Annotated in this window: 12 protein-coding genes; 8 read left to right on the plus strand and 4 right to left on the minus strand. The window is 60.9% G+C overall.

The features are described from left to right. Positions 1–9: 9 nt before the first annotated feature. Both Q5H92_RS10140 and Q5H92_RS10145 read right to left on the minus strand, forming a co-directional pair. Complete coding sequence (locus Q5H92_RS10140; RefSeq protein WP_305011401.1) at positions 10–3,444, minus strand: TonB-dependent receptor; 3,435 nt, start codon at positions 3,442–3,444, stop codon at positions 10–12. Positions 3,445–3,607: 163 nt separating this feature from the next. Then, positions 3,608–4,234 carry a C40 family peptidase gene (locus Q5H92_RS10145; RefSeq protein ID WP_305011402.1) on the minus strand — a complete coding sequence of 209 codons (627 nt, stop codon included), beginning with the start codon at positions 4,232–4,234 and terminating at the stop codon, positions 3,608–3,610. Between the two features lie 53 nt (positions 4,235–4,287). On the opposite strand from Q5H92_RS10145, the gene Q5H92_RS10150 reads away from it, so the two are divergent. Then, a complete protein-coding gene (locus Q5H92_RS10150) occupies positions 4,288–5,709 on the plus strand; it encodes an FAD-binding oxidoreductase (protein WP_305011403.1) in 1,422 nt (473 codons plus the stop codon). A gap of 196 nt (positions 5,710–5,905) precedes the next feature. On the opposite strand, the gene Q5H92_RS10155 is transcribed toward Q5H92_RS10150, so the two are convergent. Both Q5H92_RS10155 and Q5H92_RS10160 read right to left on the minus strand, forming a co-directional pair. After that, complete coding sequence (locus tag Q5H92_RS10155; RefSeq protein WP_305011404.1) at positions 5,906–7,555, minus strand: amidase; 1,650 nt, start codon at positions 7,553–7,555, stop codon at positions 5,906–5,908. Positions 7,556–7,736: 181 nt separating this feature from the next. Next, entirely contained in the window at positions 7,737–8,171 is a 435-nt protein-coding gene (locus Q5H92_RS10160; RefSeq protein WP_305011405.1) for an acyl-CoA-binding protein, read from the minus strand. Positions 8,172–8,334: 163 nt separating this feature from the next. Here Q5H92_RS10160 and asnB point away from each other — a divergent pair, with 163 nt between their 5' ends. From asnB to Q5H92_RS10195, 7 genes are all read left to right on the plus strand, one after another. After that, positions 8,335–10,239: an asparagine synthase (glutamine-hydrolyzing) gene (gene asnB / locus Q5H92_RS10165; protein ID WP_305011406.1), complete on the plus strand. Its 1,905-nt coding sequence runs from the start codon at positions 8,335–8,337 to the stop codon at positions 10,237–10,239. 4 nt (positions 10,240–10,243) lie between these two features. After that, a complete protein-coding gene (locus tag Q5H92_RS10170) occupies positions 10,244–11,812 on the plus strand; it encodes a glycosyltransferase family protein (RefSeq protein ID WP_305011407.1) in 1,569 nt (522 codons plus the stop codon). Between the two features lie 173 nt (positions 11,813–11,985). Then, on the plus strand, positions 11,986–13,329 hold the full coding sequence (locus Q5H92_RS10175; protein ID WP_305011408.1) for a UDP-glucose dehydrogenase family protein: 1,344 nt from the start codon (positions 11,986–11,988) through the stop codon (positions 13,327–13,329). A 132-nt stretch (positions 13,330–13,461) separates the two neighbouring features. Continuing rightward, complete coding sequence (locus Q5H92_RS10180; protein ID WP_305011409.1) at positions 13,462–14,418, plus strand: UDP-glucuronic acid decarboxylase family protein; 957 nt, start codon at positions 13,462–13,464, stop codon at positions 14,416–14,418. A gap of 8 nt (positions 14,419–14,426) precedes the next feature. Further along, positions 14,427–14,846: a sugar 3,4-ketoisomerase gene (locus Q5H92_RS10185; protein WP_305011410.1), complete on the plus strand. Its 420-nt coding sequence runs from the start codon at positions 14,427–14,429 to the stop codon at positions 14,844–14,846. Continuing rightward, positions 14,828–15,799 carry a GNAT family protein gene (locus Q5H92_RS10190; protein WP_305011411.1) on the plus strand — a complete coding sequence of 324 codons (972 nt, stop codon included), beginning with the start codon at positions 14,828–14,830 and terminating at the stop codon, positions 15,797–15,799. The genes Q5H92_RS10185 and Q5H92_RS10190 overlap by 19 nt, the downstream gene beginning before the upstream one ends. Positions 15,800–15,819: 20 nt before the next feature. Beyond that, positions 15,820–16,926 (plus strand): DegT/DnrJ/EryC1/StrS family aminotransferase, encoded by a 1,107-nt coding sequence (locus Q5H92_RS10195; RefSeq protein WP_305011412.1) that lies wholly within the window; start codon positions 15,820–15,822, stop codon positions 16,924–16,926. Positions 16,927–17,011 lie beyond the last annotated feature (85 nt).

Genomic DNA, 17,011 nt, shown 5'->3' on the forward strand with positions numbered 1-17,011 from the left:
GCGACAACCTTAGTTGAAGGTGTAACGCAGGCCCAGCTGAATGCGGTAGCGCGAGGCTTCCGTGGTCACGTAACGGTTCGTCGTGTTCAGCGTTTGCACGCTGGTGGTGGTCGAACCGTCGGGGAATACCGTGCGCGAGTTCACGATGGGGTTGAAGTTGAAACGCGGCTGGCCGGAGGTCTGGTCGTAGTCTACGAACGACAGCGGCGAGTTGCGCTGCTGCGTTTGGGCCACGCCCCAGTTGCGGTTGATGAGGTTGCCGATGTTGAACACATCAAGGCTGAACTGCAGCGAGTTGCGGTTTTTGCCGATGTTGGTGAACACATCTTGCAACAAGCGGGCATCCACGAAACCAACCCAGGGCAGCACGGCGCCGTTGCGCTCGGCAATCTCGCCGCGGTGCTTGCTCAGGTAGTCGTCCTGGTTGATGTAGTTGTCGAGGTCGGTCCACTGCTGGTCGGCCGTGTAAATGGTCTGCTGGGCCGTGCCGCTGAACAGCGTCAGGTTGGTCAGGTTGATTTCGCCGCGGCTGCGCGGGATGTACATCAGGTCGTTGGTGTTCACGCCATCGCCGTTCATGTCGCCGTTGTACACGTACGAGAAGCGGCCGTTGGGGCCCAAATCGAGGAAGCCCGAAATGGTGGTGGCCAAATGACCGATGTACTCTTTGCGGTACGAGAGCGAGGCGATAACGCGGTGCTGGCGTAGGAAGTCCGAGTAGCCCAGCGTGTTGGCGTTGGGGTCGCCCGAGATGGGACGGGCCGACCACAGCGAGAACGGCGTCGAGCCGCCGATGGCCACGTCGCGCGAGTCGGAGTAGGTGTAGCCCAGGCTGGCGGCAACGCCGTTGTTGAACGACTTCTGCAGCTGCGCCGTGAGGGTATAGGAATAGCCCTTGTTGGTGTTGCGCATTACGATGGCACCGTCGTTCGACACGATTTTGGAACTCACCTGGTAGTCCGACAGGCGGGGAGCGGCCGTGGTGCGGTTCAGGGCGGTGGGCTCGCGGTAAATCTGGCGGGTGTCGGCGCCTTTGGCGTTCGTCAGCGGGTCGCGCAGGTTCACGTTGTCGAAGTACACCGCGTTGATGTCTTTCGTGAAAATAGCGTCCAGAGTCAGCACCACGTCGCCGGGCAGGCGCTGGTCAATGCCGATGTTGGTGCGCCACACTTGCGGGAATTTGAAGTCGTGGTCGGTCACGGCCAGGTTATAGGTAGCCGGCAGAGTAGTCTGGTTGATGTTGGCCGAAGCGGGCAGGGCACCCGGCGTAGGATTGAAGGCCACGCCACCAGCGCTGTACACACCGCCCAGCAAACCGTTGTTGCTGGCCTGGTTCGAAATCCACACGAAAGGCACGCGGCCGGTGAAGATGCCGGTACCGCCGCGCAGCTGCGTTTTGCCGTCGTTGTTCACGTCCCAGTTGAAGCCGATGCGAGGCGACCACATCACCGACGTCTTTTGCACCTGGTCGGTCAGAATCTGATAGCCGCCGCGGAAGCTGATGTTGGCGGCGTCGTTGTTGCGCTGCAGGTCGCTGAGGATAATCGGCACGTCAATACGCAGGCCGGCCGTTACTTTCAGGTTGGTCATCGCGTTCCATTCGTCCTGGGCGTAGAAGCCCAGCTGCGCGGCTTTGGTTTCGGCCAGCGGGAAGCCCAGGCCGGGGTTGCCGTTGTCGATGTTGAGGGGGTAGCGCACCGTGTAGTTGTTGGTGGCCGAGGCCAGGGCCCCGCCTGTGCGGGCCGTGAGGGCCAGGGTAGCAGGGTTGTAGTCGTAACCGGCCGACGCGTAGAAGTCGGTCAGCGAGTTGAAGCGGTAGCGGCCGTACAAGTCGGGGGCAAAGCCGTTCTGGAACTTATAGTATTCGTTGTAAGTACCCAGCGTGAGCGAGTGGTTACCGATGGTTTTGCTGATGTTGTCCGACAGCTGGTAGATGTCCGAGTTCAGGATGTTGATGGGCGAGAACAGCTCGTAGCCAAACGACGTGAATTCGTTGTTAACCGCGCCGGGGCCGTTGGCATTATACAGAATGTCAACGAACGGAAAAGGCGAGCCGCCGAGCGAGGAACGGAAGTCGCGCTGCGCGGTGAAGCCGGCCTGCAGCTGGTTCGAGATGCCGTTGCCAAAGTTGGAGTTCAATTCGGCAATGAACGAATTGAGGTTGTTGTTGATGCGGTAGTACGCGGCCTGGTAGGGCAGCGTGTTGGTCGACATCGAGCGGCCACCCGTTACCGTGGGCGAGCCCGAGCCCGAAGGCGATACGTCGCGGTACGATTTCAGGTAGTTATACTTGATGGAGAAAGTGTTGCGCGAGTTGATGTTCCAGTCCAGCTTGGCCGTAATCTTGTCCGAGTTCTGGGCCAGCTTGTAGCCTTCGTAGGGGCCGGTGCTGTAGTTGTACTGGGTTTGCAGGAAGTTCGACAGCACGTCCAGTTCGCGGGCGCTGGCCGACGACGTGGTGCTCGTCGGGCTCGGAATGGGCAGGCCTTCGCGGTTGGCCACGTAGGTGCCAGGCGGGTCGTCGCGGCGCTCGCCTTCCACGCTCACGAAGTAGAACAGCTTGTCTTTGATGATGGGACCACCCACGCGGGCACCCAGCTGGGTCAGCGAGAAGTCGGGGAATTTCTGGTCCAGGTCACGCACTTTGCTGCCCACCAAGCTGCTGGAGCGGCGGAAGCCGTAAATCGAAGCCGAAATATCGTTCGTGCCCGAGCGGGTCACGGCGTTGATGCCAGCCCCCGTAAACGAGCCCTGACGCACATCGTAAGGCGCCAGGTTTACCTGAATTTCCTGCACGGCGTCCAGCGAGATGGGCTGGGCGTTGGCCTGGCCACCCACCGTGCCGCTCAGGCCGAAGGAGTTGTTGAAGATGGCCCCGTCAATGGTGATGTTGTTGAAGTTGCCATTCCGGCCACCGAAGCTGTTGTTGCCGGTGCCGCTGGCCTGGGGCGTGAGGCGGGTGAAGTCGGCAAACGAGCGGCTCAACGACGGCAAGCGCTCGATTTGCTCGCGTTGCACGGTGGTAGCCGCGCCGGTGCGGCCGGCGTTAATCACCGGGTCGCGACGGCCGCTCACGGTCACTTCGGCCAGTTCGGTGCTGGCGTCGCTCAGCTGCTGGTCGAAGCGCTGGTTCTGGCCCAGGCTCAGGAACAGCCCTTCGCGCACCAAATCCTTGTAGCCCACGAACGTCACTTTCACGGTATAAGGCCCGCCCACCCGCATGTTCTGGATGTTGAAGCGGCCGTCGGCGTTCGTCGGAGCCACGTACTGGGTGTTGGTGGGCGTGTGCACGGCAATCACCGTGGCGCCGGGCAGGCCTGCACCCGTTTTGTCGCTAATCAGGCCGCTCATGGCCGCCGTGGTGGCGCCTTGGCTCCAGCCGGCGTGGGCGCCGAGGAGCATCAGCGCCAGCAGGAAAAAGTGGCGTAATCGTAAATTATTCATACAAAAAAGGGTTGGTGAAACAGTGGGACTAGTGAGACGAAAGTGAGAACAGAATTCAAAGGCAAAGGTACAACCGGGCTGAAAGAGCCAATATTACGGGAGTTTTACCATTATTTAGAAAGGACATGCCGAACCGTTACAACACAAAGGTAACGGCGGAATATTACAAACGAGGCCGCACGGCCCGAATAAAGCGGCTGAGGTAATAATCAGACTCCAAACTGTTTTCCACGACCCCCAGCGACGTCGAGGCGTGAATAAAATCAACCCCTTCGTCGTCGGCCACCGTCACCATGCCCACGTGGGTAATGGTGCGGCTGCCGGGCGCGGCCCCAAAAAAAATCAAATCACCCGGCTGCAGGTCGGTCGATTTCACGGGCTCGCCCCATACCGCCTGCTCGTTGGATGAGCGGGGAATGACGATGCCGGCCGCGCCGAACGAGAGCTGTAACAGCCCCGAGCAGTCGAGGCCCAGGCGCGTGGTGCCGCCGTAGAGGTAAGGGGTACCCTGGTAGGAGCGGGCCACGTCGATGACCGAGGCTAGGGTACCGGTGGCGCTGCCCATGCGGGCCGCGCGCTTCACCACCACCTTGGTTTTGCCGCCGCTGGGCGTGGCGCCCACGGCTTTCACTTTGCCGCCGGGGCGGGCGGGGGCCACGCGCCCACCTTTCTTCAGCCGCACCATTTCGCGGGCCGAGCGGTACTGGCCGTCGCGGTAGTTGAGCTTGCGGTGGCAGCCGGCCAGCAAGACCAAAGCCAGCAGCAGTAGCGGTAGTATCTTCGTTGTCACCCTCCCCATCGGCCGCAAAGATAGTTTGCGCGGCCTTTACCGTTTTGCCGCTCATGGAATTTAACGTTTTGACCCCCGAATTATTGGTTGCCTTCGAGGCCATCGTTGGGCCCGCGCACGTGCTCACGGCCCAGCGCGCCGAAGCCGCCGCCACCGCCGACGCCTACGCCGACTACGGCCGCGACCACACCGAAGACTTCCACTTCGCGCCCGACGTGGTGCTGCGCCCCGGCTCGGCCGAGGAAATCGGCGACATCATGCGCCTCTGCCACGAGCACCGCCTGCCGGTGACGCCCCGCGGCGCCGGCACCGGCCTGAGCGGCGGCGCGCTGCCCATCCACCACGGCGTGGTGCTGAGCACCGAGCGGCTCAACAAAATCCTGCAGATTGACGAGCGCAACCTGCAGGCCACCGTGGAGCCCGGCGTGGTGAACGAGGTGTTTCAGAACGCGGTGAAGGAAGTGGGCCTGTTCTACCCGCCCGACCCGGCCAGCAAAGGCAGCTGCTCGCTGGGCGGCAACCTGGCCCACAGCAGCGGCGGCCCCAAAGCCGTGAAATACGGCACCACAAAGGACTACGTGCTGAACCTGCAGGTGGTGCTGCCCAACGGCGACATCATCTGGACAGCCGCCAACACCCTCAAAAACTCCACCGGCTACAACCTCACCCAGCTCATGGTGGGCTCGGAGGGCACGCTGGGCATCATTACCAAAGTGGTGTTCCGCCTGCTGCCGTTCCCGAAGCACAATATCTTGATGCTTGTGCCCTTCCGCAAGGAAGAAGAGGCCGCCGACGCGGTTTCCGCCGTGTTCCGGGCCGGTATCATCCCGTCGGGTATGGAGTTTATGGAGCGCGAAGCCATTGCCTGGTCCTCCGATTACCTGAAAATTCCGCTCACGCTGCCCGAAGACATCAAAGCCCACCTGCTCATCGAACTCGATGGGCAGGACCTGGACGAGCTATATAAGGAAGCCGAGCAGGTATATGGTGTGCTGGAGAAGTACGATGTGGGCGAAATTCTGCTGGCCGACACTGCCGGGCAGAAAGATGACCTGTGGAAGATTCGCCGAAACATCGGCAATTCGGTGCGCTACAACTCCGTATATAAAGAGGAAGACACCGTAGTGCCTCGCGCCGAGCTGCCCACGCTGCTCAAAGGCGTGAAGGAAATCGGGACGCGCTACGGCTTCAAGAGCGTGTGCTACGGCCACGCCGGCGACGGCAACCTGCACGTCAACATCATTCGCGGCGAGTTGGACGACGAAATGTGGAACGTGGGCCTGCGCCAGCCCATTTCCGAAATCTTCGAGTTGTGCGTGAAGCTGGGCGGTACCATCTCGGGCGAACACGGCATCGGGCTTGTCCAGAAAGGCTATATCGGCATCGCCCTGAAAGAGGCCAACCTGAACCTGATGCGCGGCATCAAAAACGTGTTCGACCCGCATGGGATTCTGAATCCAGGCAAGATTTTCTAGCTCCGCCCGTCATTGTGAGGCCGCAGGCCGTGGCAATCCGTCCTGTTCTCAGCGACTAACCTACTAATGTGACAAAGCCCCGGCACTGCGCAGTGCCGGGGCTTTCTGGTAGAAGGGCGTGTCTGGTTTTGACAGGACAGATTAGCTACGCTGTCCTCCGGTTGCTACGGGCTTCGTCCTCGCAATGAAAGCTTATTTACACCTGCACCGTGGGTAAAAATTTCGGGGCTGCCCGCTTGTGCGTGGCCTGCTCGTACGCATAGCCCAGCCCCAGCAAGCGCCCTTCCTCATACGCCGAGCCCACAAACGACAAGCCCACCGGCAGCCCTAGTACCTGCCCCATGGGCACGGTGAGGTGCGGGTAGCCCGCCATGGCCGCCGGAGAGGAAAAGTCCACGCCCGTGGAGTAGTCACCGTTCGCCCAGTCGATGCACCAGGCCGGCCCGGTCGTCACGCCAATGATGGCTGTGAGCTGGTTGGCTTTCAGTAGCGAGTCGATGGCCTGGCGGGCGCCTGTTACGGTTTTCTGCACGGCGGCCTTGTATTTGGAATTGCCCAGCCCATCGGTGGCTTCGGCCCGAATCAGGGTTTCTTGCTCGAAAATGGGCATGGCCTCGGCGGCGTGGGCTTTGTTGTAGGCAATGACATCGGCTAGGTTTTTCACCGCTGCGCCCGCGCCGGCCAGGTACTTGTTCACGCCGTTCTTGAATTCATACAGCAGCACGTCGAATTCAGCCTCGCCCAGCGGGTTTATCAGCTTATTCAGTTCGATTTCAACCACTGTAGCACCCTGGGCTTTGAGCGCGGCTACCGCTTCGCGTAGTAGCGCGGCCACTTTGGGCGACGCATTCAGGTGCGTCTTTTCCACGCCCAGGCGCTGGCCTTTCAGCGCATCGGCTTTCAGGAAAGACGTGTAGTCGGTGGGCTGCGTGGCCGGAATGGGCAGCTTGGCCACATCAGCTGGGTCAGAGCCTTGCAGCGCGGCCAGCAGCAGGGCGGCGTCGCGCACGGTGCGGGCCATGGGGCCGGCTGTGTCCTGCGTGCTCGAAATGGGGATGATGCCGCTGCGGCTTAGCAGCCCCACCGTGGGCTTGAGGCCCACCAGCCCGTTGCACGAAGCCGGCGACACCACCGAGCCGTCCGTTTCGGTTCCAATGGCCACGGCGCACAGATTGGCCGCCACCGCCGCGCCCGAGCCGGAACTGCTGCCGCTGGTGCTGCGGTCAAGCACGTAGGGGTTGCGGCTTTGGCGGCCCCGGCTGCTCCAGCCGCTCACCGAGTGCGAGGAGCGGAAATTGGCCCACTCGCTCAAGTTTGTTTTGCCCAGCAGCACGGCCCCGGCGGCCCGCAGCTTTTGCACGATAAAAGCATCCTGCTTCGCCTTGTTCCCGATGAGTGCCGACGCCCCGGCCGTAGTCATCATCTGGTCGCCGCTGTCAATGTTGTCCTTTATCAGCACCGGAATGCCGTGCAGCGGCCCATGAAGCTTCCCCGCCTTGCGCTCCTTGTCCAAGGCATCGGCAATGCTGAGGGCATCGGGGTTGGTTTCGATGACGGCGCGCAGCATCGGGCCGGCCTCATTCAGGGACTTGATGCGGGCCAGGTATTTCTCGCTCAGACTGCGGGCGGTTTCGGTGCCTTTGGCCATGCGGTCCAACAGGTCAGCCACGGTCAGCTCATCCAACTCAAACGCCGCAATGCCACCAGAGCCGGACGTTGGTTCCGTTGCCGGTGTCTCAGTAGCAGCAGCAGGCTTATCGGTGGTCGTCTGGCAGGCCACGGCGGGCAGCAGGGCGGTGGTAAGGGCCACCCGCGTGCCCTGATTCAGAAAAAGACGACGGTCCATGGATATAAATAGTGAGCGAAGGAGCAGTAGGAGGGAAGATGGTTGGTTAACCAGGCAATGATACGGCCCGCCAACTGCCTGCCCTCTCATAAGTCTTGGCCAAAGCCTCACCGCATATAAAAGGCCGGCTCTCTTTCGGGAGCCGGCCTTTTATATAGGTATTGCATATCGCAGCGGCGAATTACTTCGCTTGCTGGTCCTTCAGCTTGTCCTCGCCACCGTAGGGCGCACCGGCCTTGATGTCGCCGCGCAGCCCACCGTGGTCGGTGGTGCTGGGCGCGCCGGTCTGGCGGTCGGTGGGGACTTCACTGGCCTCCGTAGCCGTGTTTGCGCTGCCGGTTACCTCGTTGGCTTTGGCCACGTAGCGGCGTTTGGCTTCCTCTTCCGACACACCTTTAAACTGGTTCCACGAGTCCCACTGGGCCTGCGAGAGACCAGCGGGGCCGCTGGCTTTGTCGGCCGAGTTGGCATCCACTTCGCCGGGCTGCATGTTCACGTCGCCCTCGGTGGCCTGCTTATAGAGGCCGTAGAACTCCGTCATGTGCTTGGCGGCTTCGTCGCCGGGCAGGTTGTTTATTTTATCGGCCGCGGCCTGAAATTGCGCATTAAGGTCCATAGGAGTTGGGGTTGAAAAGAAAAGTACAGTAGCAGATGCTTGCGGGCCGGGCACCTGACCGGGAAAATCGTCCCCGAAATCCGATTAATCCGACGAATCCGCGGTTCAGACAATACCCCCCTGCGGACCTTTAGGTTGCGGGGTCGTACTTTTGCGGCCGACTATGTGTGGAATAACCGGAGTATTTGCCTTTACTGAGACGGGGCGCCAGTCGCTGGCGAACCTGCAGGCGTCGACCGACGCCATCATTCGCCGCGGCCCCGATTCGGAGGGGCATTTCGTGTACGACCAGTGCGGGCTGGGCTTCCGGCGCCTGGCCATCCTCGACCTTTCGGCCGACGGCAACCAGCCGATGACCGACGAGTCGGGCCGCTACACCATCGTGTTCAACGGCGAAATCTTCAACTACCGCGAGCTGCGCGAAAAGCTTCTCAAGCGCGGCTGTAAGTTCCACTCACAGACTGATACCGAGGTCATCCTCCAGCTCTACATCACCGAAGGCCGCAGCTTCATCAAGAAGCTCAACGGCTTCTTCGGCTTCGCGATTTATGATAAGGAGGAAAATTCCCTGCTCATTGCCCGCGACCGTTTCGGCGTAAAGCCCCTGCTCATTTACCGCGACGAAGACAAGCTGTTTTTCGCTTCGGAAATGAAGTCGATGATGGCGCTGGGCGTGCCCCGCAAGCTCGACTACGTGGCCCTGAGCCAGTATCTGCAGTTCAACTACATCCCCGGCCCGGCCAGCATTTTCAAGGGCGTGAAAAAGCTGCTGCCCGGCCACTACCTCTACATCAAGGGTGGGAAAGTGGTGGGCAAGGCCTGGTATAAAATCCCCTACGACCCCAAGAAAGTCGCCAAAAACAAGCTCAGCTACGAGCAGCAACAGCACAAACTGGTAGAATTGATGGACGGCGCCGTGCAGCGCCGCCTCGTGGCCGACGTGCCCCTCGGCGCCTTCCTCAGCGGCGGTATCGACTCTAGCGTCATCACCGCGCTGGCCGCCCGTCATACCCCGCACCTCAACACGTTCAGCATCGGTTTCAAAGACGAACCCTTCTTCGACGAAACCAAGTACGCCAACCTCGTGGCCGAGCGCCACAAAACCAACCACACGGTTTTCTCGCTCACCAACGACGACCTCTACGAGCACATCCACAGCATGCTGGACTACCTCGACGAGCCGTTTGCCGACTCCTCGGCCCTGGCCGTGTACATCCTCAGCCAGCGCACCCGCCAGAAGGTGACCGTGGCCCTGAGCGGCGACGGCGCCGACGAGATGTTCGGCGGCTATAACAAGCACATGGGCGAGTTCAAGGTGCGCCAGGGCGGTGTGAAGGCCGAGGCCGTGACGGCTCTGGGCTTCGTGTGGGACGCCCTGCCCAAGTCGCGTAACTCGTTCTTTGGCAACCGCGTGCGGCAGCTGCAGCGCTTCTCGCGCGGCATGACGGCCGGCGTGAAAGACCGATACTTGGACTGGGCCAGCTTCGCCTCGGCCGCCGATGCCCGCGACCTGCTCAGCGCCGCCAGCCGCCGCAAGGTGGGCAAGAAAGCCGCTGCCAAGCGCCGTAAAGACATTCTGGAAGACCTGCATTCCGACGGCGACCTCAACGAGGTGCTGCTCACGGACATGAAGCTGGTGCTGCCCTACGACATGCTCACTAAGGTAGACCTGATGAGCATGGCCAATTCGCTGGAAGTGCGCACGCCTTTCCTCGACTACAAAGTGGTCAACTTCGCTTTTTCGCTCCCCGTGAGCAGCAAAGTGGATGCGAATATGAAAAAGCGCATCGTGCAGGACGCCTTCCGCTCTGAGCTGCCCGCCGAGCTCTACGACCGGCCCAAGCACGGCTTCGAAGTGCCCCTGCTGAAGTGGATGCGCGGCGAACTGCGCAACCTCATCGAAAACGACTTGCTGCGCGACGATTTCATCGAAGCCCAGGGAATTTTCGACGTGGACGCCATTCGGGCCCTGAAAACGCAGCTCTTCTCGCGTAGCCCCGGCGATGTGCACGCCCGCATCTGGGGCCTCATCGTGTTCCAGACCTGGTGGAAGCAGTACATGGCCTAAGGCGGTGCTAGCGCGCCTGCGGCACTGGTGGCAGCGGCTGAGCCGGTCGCAGCGGTGGGCCCTGCTTGCGGGCTTTGTTGCCACCATCGTTCGGCTGAGCCTGGTGGGCAAAGGCACGATGGCCTTTATTGATGAGCGCCGCTACATCACGGCCATGCTGGGCTTGCGCGAACTGTGCGCCGGGCACGGGCTGGCGTTTTTACAGGCCATCCATTCGATGGGCGCCCGGCCCGGCGATGGCCTCTGGCGCGTCATTCCCGGGCTGGGGCAGGCCGTGCTGCTGCTGGGCTTCGGCCTGAATCCCAATTCGCCGCCTTCGCTCCAGGTCCCACAGGTATTTAATGTGCTGGTCATCAGCCTGAATGCCCTGTTGCTCTATAAGATTTACCGTCGGTTTTTTAGCGTAGGGCTGGCGCTGATGGGCGTGGCGCTGTATTCCAGCTTGGTCAATACCAACGTGTATTTGCGGCACCTGCTGCCTTACGACCACGCCCTGTTCTTTTTTCTGTGGGCGCTGTGGGTGCTGCTGTCGGCACCCGAAAGCGGCCGGCTGCTTCGCTATGTGCTGGTCGGCTTGCTGGGCGGCATCAGCTACGCAGTATACCCCGGCTACTTTATGGGGCCGGCGCTGCTGTTGCTGGTGGGCACCGCGCAGCAGCTAGCCGCCCGGGCCGGAGCCGGGCGGGCGGGCCGGATTTGGCCGCTGGTGGTGCAATTGGGCTCCTTCCTGGCTGTGCTGGTGCTCTTTGAGTTATCGGCCCGGGTTTCCAATACTTCTTACTTCGCCAGCAGCCGCTACATCGCCGGCACCATCACGCAGGGTAGCTTCGCGGAGGGCTTCAGCTTTATCGGCCACTATTATTGGTTGGTTGAAAGCTGGCTGGGCGTGGGGCTACTGCTCTTATTCACGGCGGGGCTTGTAATGTGCCTGTGGACATTGCCAACATTTTTCAAGCCGAATACCCGTTCTTCTATTATCTCAGTAGAGCTACTGAGCATGGTGGTGGGTGCCTTTGCGGCTTGGCTGACCTATGCTTGCCTGGTAGCGGTGGGGCATAAGCTGGTTTTTTATGGGCGTATTCTGCATTTTTTTGCCCCTTTCGTCGTGCTGGGGGCCTTGGTGGCGTTGCAGGCGGCCAGCCAGCGGCGGCGGGCCCGGTGGCTGGTCGCGGTGGGCCTGGTAGTGGCGGCCGGGAGCTTTGCCCATTTTGTGCGGGATTACCGCCGCGTGGAGTATCCCTGCGACGTGGTCTACCAGCTCGGCATCCTGGATAGCCGCCAGCTTGTTGCCAGCCAAACCAATGTGTGCGAGAGCAATGTGCTAACCTATCGACTTTTCGGCCCGGCCATTCGCAACCAGCCCATCCGCCTCACGCCCCGCTTCCGACTGGTGAACTTTGCTTACCTCTACCCAATAGCCTGTTACCGGCCCTTGGCTTTGGATTCTGTGCGGGTGGTTGCCTCTGCGCCCTATTTTATGAAGTATATGCCCTACCAATTCGAAGGGCACAGCCCTGCGGAGCGGGTCATATTGCAAAGCCATAAATTTGATTTTAAGGTTGTTGCGGAGTGATTTTGGGGGTAGAGCCTGTGTGCTTTAACGGGGCGGGCTGGCAGGGGCGGGGCAATGGCCGGCGCACAGTTTGCCAGGCCGCTACCAGTCGGTCACTGATGATTACCTAAATTTGTCTCCAATTCATTTTGCAGCGAACAGGCTGGGACCGCAGGTTAACATTTCCAAAAAATATGAAAATCGCAATTGTAGGCACTGGCTACGTTGGCTTGGTGACGGGGACGTGCTTTGCCGAAGTCGGCATAGAAGTGACGTGCATCGACATCGACCAGAAGAAAATCGACAATCTGCACCAAGGCATTTTGCCGATTTATGAGCCGGGCCTGGAAGAGATGGTGACCCGTAACGTGGAAAAAGGCCGCCTGCACTTCTCCACCAACATTGGCGAAGCCATCAAGGACTGCGATGTGGCCTTTATCGCCGTGGGCACGCCTCCCGGCGAAGACGGCTCGGCCGACCTGAAATACGTGCTGGCCGTGGCTCGCGGCATTGGCGAGAACATGAACAGCTACGGCGTTATCGTGACTAAAAGCACGGTGCCCGTGGGCACGGCTGCCAAGGTGCGCGCCGAGATTGAAAAGGCCCTTGAAAAGCGCGGCGCCAACATCGAGTTCGATGTGGCTTCCAACCCCGAATTCCTGAAAGAAGGCGCTGCCATCGACGACTTCCTCAAGCCCGACCGCATTGTGGTGGGCGTGTCGTCGGAGCGCGCCGAGGAGGTGATGCGTCGCCTCTACAAGCCTTTCCTACTGAACGGCCACCCCATCATCTTCATGGACATACCGTCGGCGGAGATGACGAAGTACGCGGCTAACTCCATGCTAGCCACCAAAATCAGCTTCATGAACGACGTGGCCAACCTGTGCGAAATCATGGGCGCCGACGTGAATAAAGTGCGCCAGGGCATCGGCTCCGACGCCCGCATTGGAACCAAGTTCATTTACCCTGGCATTGGTTACGGTGGCTCCTGCTTTCCCAAAGATGTGAAAGCCCTCATCAAAACGGCCGAGGAAAACGGTTATCAGATGCAGGTGCTCAAAGCCGTGGAAAGCGTGAACGAAGACCAGAAATCGGTACTCTTCAACAAGGTCAGCCGCCATTTCGGCGGCGACCTACGGGGCCTGAAAATTGCCATTTGGGGCCTGTCCTTCAAGCCCAAAACCGACGACATGCGCGAGGCGCCCTCGCTGGTTATCATCGAGAAGCTGCTGGCCGCCGGCTGCACCGTGACGGCCTACGACCCCGTGGCTATGAAGGAAGCCGAGCACACGCTGGGCACCAGCATCGTCTACGCCAAGGACGAGTTTGCCGCTCTCATCGACGCCGATGCGCTACTGGTGGTGACGGAATGGCCCGATTTCCGTTCGCCAAACTTTGAAGTGGTGGCCCGTCTGATGAAGCAGAAAGTCATTTTCGACGGCCGCAACATCTACGAGGCCAGCGAGTTGAAAGCCCTGGGCTTCGCCTACCACTGCATCGGCGTGCGAACCGACCACAAGGAGCCGACTCAGGCGTAACCACAGCACTTCATAAATAACAGGCCGTCATGCTGAGCGCAGTCGAAGCATCTCTACCGCGCAACGCAACTAGTTACTTTCGCGGCAGAGATGCTTCGACTGCGCTCAGCATGACGGCCTAATTCCATACTTATGACCGATACCACCACCGAAAAAAAACGCGTCCTCATCACCGGCGGAGCTGGTTTCCTGGGCTCGCACCTCTGCGACCGGTTCCTGAAGGAAGGCTACCACGTGGTGGCCATGGACAACCTGATTACAGGCTCCATCCAGAACATTGAGCACCTGTTTGGCCGCCCCGATTTCGAGTTCCACCAAGCCGATGTGAGCAAGTTCGTGTTCGTGCCCGGCAAGCTGGACTACATCCTGCACTTCGCCTCGCCGGCCTCGCCCATCGACTACCTCAAGATTCCGATTCAAACCCTGAAAGTAGGCTCGCTCGGCACGCACAACCTGCTGGGCCTGGCCCGCGTGAAAGGCGCCCGCATGCTCATTGCCAGCACCTCGGAGGTGTACGGCGACCCGGAAATTCACCCGCAGGTGGAGGAGTATTTTGGCAACGTGAACCCCGTGGGCCCGCGTGGCTGCTACGACGAGGCCAAGCGCTTCCAGGAGGCCATCACCATGGCCTACCACAATCACCACGGCCTGGAAACCCGCATCATCCGCATCTTCAACACCTACGGCCCGCGCATGCGCCTCGACGACGGCCGTGTGCTGCCGGCATTCCTCTCGCAGGCCCTGCGCGGCGAGAACCTAACTGTGTTCGGTGACGGCTCCCAGACCCGCTCTTTCTGCTACGTGGACGACCTTGTGGAAGGTATTTATCGCCTATTGCTCAGCGACTACCACCTGCCCGTGAACATCGGCAACCCGTCGGAAATCACCATCAAGGAGTTTGGTGAGGAAATCGCGCGCCTCACCGGCGTCGAGTTTAAGCCGACCTACCAGGCCCTGCCCGAAAACGACCCCATGAAGCGCCGGCCCGACATCACCAAGGCCAAGGAAATCCTGGGCTGGGAGCCCCAGGTGGACCGCGCCGAAGGCCTGCGTCGCACGCTGGAATACTTCAAAGAGCACGTTAAGTAAAACCGGTTATGAACGACTTTTCTCCCCCGTATTTAATTGAATTTCCGAAGCTGGGGGCACCTGAAATCGGTTATATTTCGGTAACGGAACAGCAAAAGCTAATTCCCTTCGAGGTACAGCGCATTTTCTGGACCTATTACACGCCTGAAAACATTGTGCGGGGCCGCCACGCGCACCACCAAACGCAACAGGTGCTTGTGGCTGTTTCGGGGCGCATCACGGTCACGACTGAACTGGCCGATGGCACCATTCAAACCTTCCGCCTGGAAGACCCCCACGTGGGTCTGTATGTGCCGCCCAATGCTTGGCATACCATGCAGTACTCGCACTCGGCAGTGCAACTGGTGATGGCCTCGGCTGCCTACGACGAAGCAGATTATATTCGTCAGTACGAACAGTTTCAACTGGTATGGAAGCCCCTGCAGTAGCCCCCGCATCAGTTGGCATTGACGAGGTGCTGCTGACCAGCCGGGCCGAAATGCTGGCCCTGCACTCGCCATACCACTTTCTGCGGGAACTGCCGGCCGATGCACAGCAGGAGCGGTTTGGTACGGGTGCCGCACGGCGCTTTTCTGCCGAGCCCCACGCTGAAGTGCTATCCATGACGGCTGGCGGCGGGCAATGGCTGTTGCAGCAGTTGGCTTGGGATTCCGAGTACTTCGGCACGCCCACTTATCGCCTATTCACCGGCCTTTTCGCCGAGGATGCCGCCCCGGCCGACCTTGTGCGGGCCGCGGCTACGCTGCGTGAGCAACTGGCTGCGCGCGGTCCATTCTACGCCTTCAGCGTGGTGCCAGCCGAAGACATTGCCTTGCTGCAGGCCTTAACTGGCGGCGGCTGGCGGCTGGTGGAAACCCGGCTGAATCTGCACTGCCCAACAGCGGCAGCCACGCTGCCGCCCCCCTCGCCGGTGCGCTTGGCCCGGCCCGACGAGGCCGCGCACATTGGCCGGATTTCGGCCACGGCCCGCAATCCATACGACCGTTTCCACGCCGACCCTTGGTTCGGTCCGGAACGGGGCGATGCCTTCCTGGCGCGCTACGCCGAAGCGGCCGTGAGCGGCAGCTTTGCTGATGCAGTGTTGGTGCCCGATGAGCCGGGCCTGCCTGTCGATTCCTTCTTGGCCATTGGCGACCTGCAGGCCGATGCCGAAGCACTGGGCATGGGTCTCTCGCGGGTGCTGCTCACGGCCGTGGGGCCGCTCAACCGCGGGTGGCACCTGCGCCTGACGGCCGAAACGGTGCGCCGGGCCCAGCAACTGGGCTTTGGGCAGGTAATGATGACGACACAGGCCACTAATCGGGCCGTGTTCAGAACTTGCGAAAAATTGGGCTTCCGCCTAGGGGCTACTACCCACGTCTTGGCTTGTCATTTCTCCTGATAAAATTTTAATCTAATTGTATGAGTGTTCCCTTTTTGTCTTTCCAGCCTCAGCACGTGCCGGCTCGTGAGGAAATTATGGCCGCCATTGGTCGCGTGTATGATTCGTACTGGTACGTACTGGGCGAGGAAGTACAAAAATTTGAGCAGGCCTATTCGGGCTACAATCAGGTGGCGCACACCGTGGGCGTGGCCAACGGACTCGATGCGCTAGTGCTGGCGCTGCGGGTGCTGGAAATCGGCCCCGGCGACGAGGTCATTGTGCCTTCCAATACCTACATCGCCACTTGGCTGGCCGTGACGCAGGTAGGCGGCACCCCGGTGCCTGTGGAGCCCGACCCCGCCACCAGCAACCTCGACCCTGCCCGCATTGCGGCGGCCATCACGCCTCGCACCCGCGCCATCATGCCGGTGCACCTCTACGGCCAAGCCTGCCGCATGACGGAAATCATGGCCCTTGCCAAGCAGCACAACCTGCACGTAGTGGAAGACAACGCCCAGTCGCAGGGCGCGGCCTTCGATGGCGGACTCACCGGCAGCTTTGGCGCGGTGAACGGCACCAGCTTCTACCCCGGCAAAAACCTAGGCGCCTTGGGCGACGCCGGTGCCGTGACCACCAACGACGCCGACCTGGCTCAGAAAGTGCGGGTGCTCCGCAATTACGGTTCGCAGCAGAAATACTACAACGAAGTAGTGGGCTACAACTCGCGCCTCGACGAGCTGCAGGCCGCCGTGCTCGGCGTGAAACTGGATTACTTACCCGAATGGACCCGCCAGCGCCAGCAAGTAGCTGCTTGGTACGACCAGCATCTGGCCGGCATTCCGGATTTGCGCCTGCCGACGGTGGCCCCGGGCGCTACTCACGTTTACCACCTCTACGTGGTGCATACCCCGCACCGCACCGCGCTGCAGCAGCACCTCACGGCTCAAGGTATTGGCACGCTCATTCACTATCCGGTGCCGCCGCACCGGCAACAAGCCTACGCCAGCATGCAATTGCCCGTAGGCGCGTTCCCCATTGCCGAAGAGCTGGCCGCTACCTGCCTGAGCCTGCCCATGTGGCCGGGCATGACGGAGGAGCACGTGGCCGCCGTAGCGGCAGCTATTCGCAGCTTTTCGCAGCAGTAGCCCGGGGGCGGTCCTGCCACAGGGCCGCGCTGCTGCTGGACGCGGCGTATGCCCCAGCGGTAGTTTTATATGTACTCAGATAAAA

This window comes from Hymenobacter mellowenesis, assembly GCF_030581005.1.
Taxonomy (GTDB): domain Bacteria; phylum Bacteroidota; class Bacteroidia; order Cytophagales; family Hymenobacteraceae; genus Hymenobacter; species Hymenobacter mellowenesis.

What these genes read in the sequence shown, in the direction of transcription:
- Q5H92_RS10190 (WP_305011411.1), top strand. Translation starts at nt 14,828, where the DNA reads ATGGAAGCCCCTGCAGTAGCCCCCGCATCAGTTGGCATTGACGAGGTG.
- Q5H92_RS10140 (WP_305011401.1), bottom strand. Translation starts at nt 3,444, where the DNA reads ATGAATAATTTACGATTACGCCACTTTTTCCTGCTGGCGCTGATGCTC.
- Q5H92_RS10185 (WP_305011410.1), top strand. Translation starts at nt 14,427, where the DNA reads ATGAACGACTTTTCTCCCCCGTATTTAATTGAATTTCCGAAGCTGGGG.
- Q5H92_RS10155 (WP_305011404.1), bottom strand. Translation starts at nt 7,555, where the DNA reads ATGGACCGTCGTCTTTTTCTGAATCAGGGCACGCGGGTGGCCCTTACC.
- Q5H92_RS10180 (WP_305011409.1), top strand. Translation starts at nt 13,462, where the DNA reads ATGACCGATACCACCACCGAAAAAAAACGCGTCCTCATCACCGGCGGA.
- Q5H92_RS10160 (WP_305011405.1), bottom strand. Translation starts at nt 8,171, where the DNA reads ATGGACCTTAATGCGCAATTTCAGGCCGCGGCCGATAAAATAAACAAC.
- Q5H92_RS10195 (WP_305011412.1), top strand. Translation starts at nt 15,820, where the DNA reads ATGAGTGTTCCCTTTTTGTCTTTCCAGCCTCAGCACGTGCCGGCTCGT.
- Q5H92_RS10150 (WP_305011403.1), top strand. Translation starts at nt 4,288, where the DNA reads ATGGAATTTAACGTTTTGACCCCCGAATTATTGGTTGCCTTCGAGGCC.
- asnB (WP_305011406.1), top strand. Translation starts at nt 8,335, where the DNA reads ATGTGTGGAATAACCGGAGTATTTGCCTTTACTGAGACGGGGCGCCAG.
- Q5H92_RS10175 (WP_305011408.1), top strand. Translation starts at nt 11,986, where the DNA reads ATGAAAATCGCAATTGTAGGCACTGGCTACGTTGGCTTGGTGACGGGG.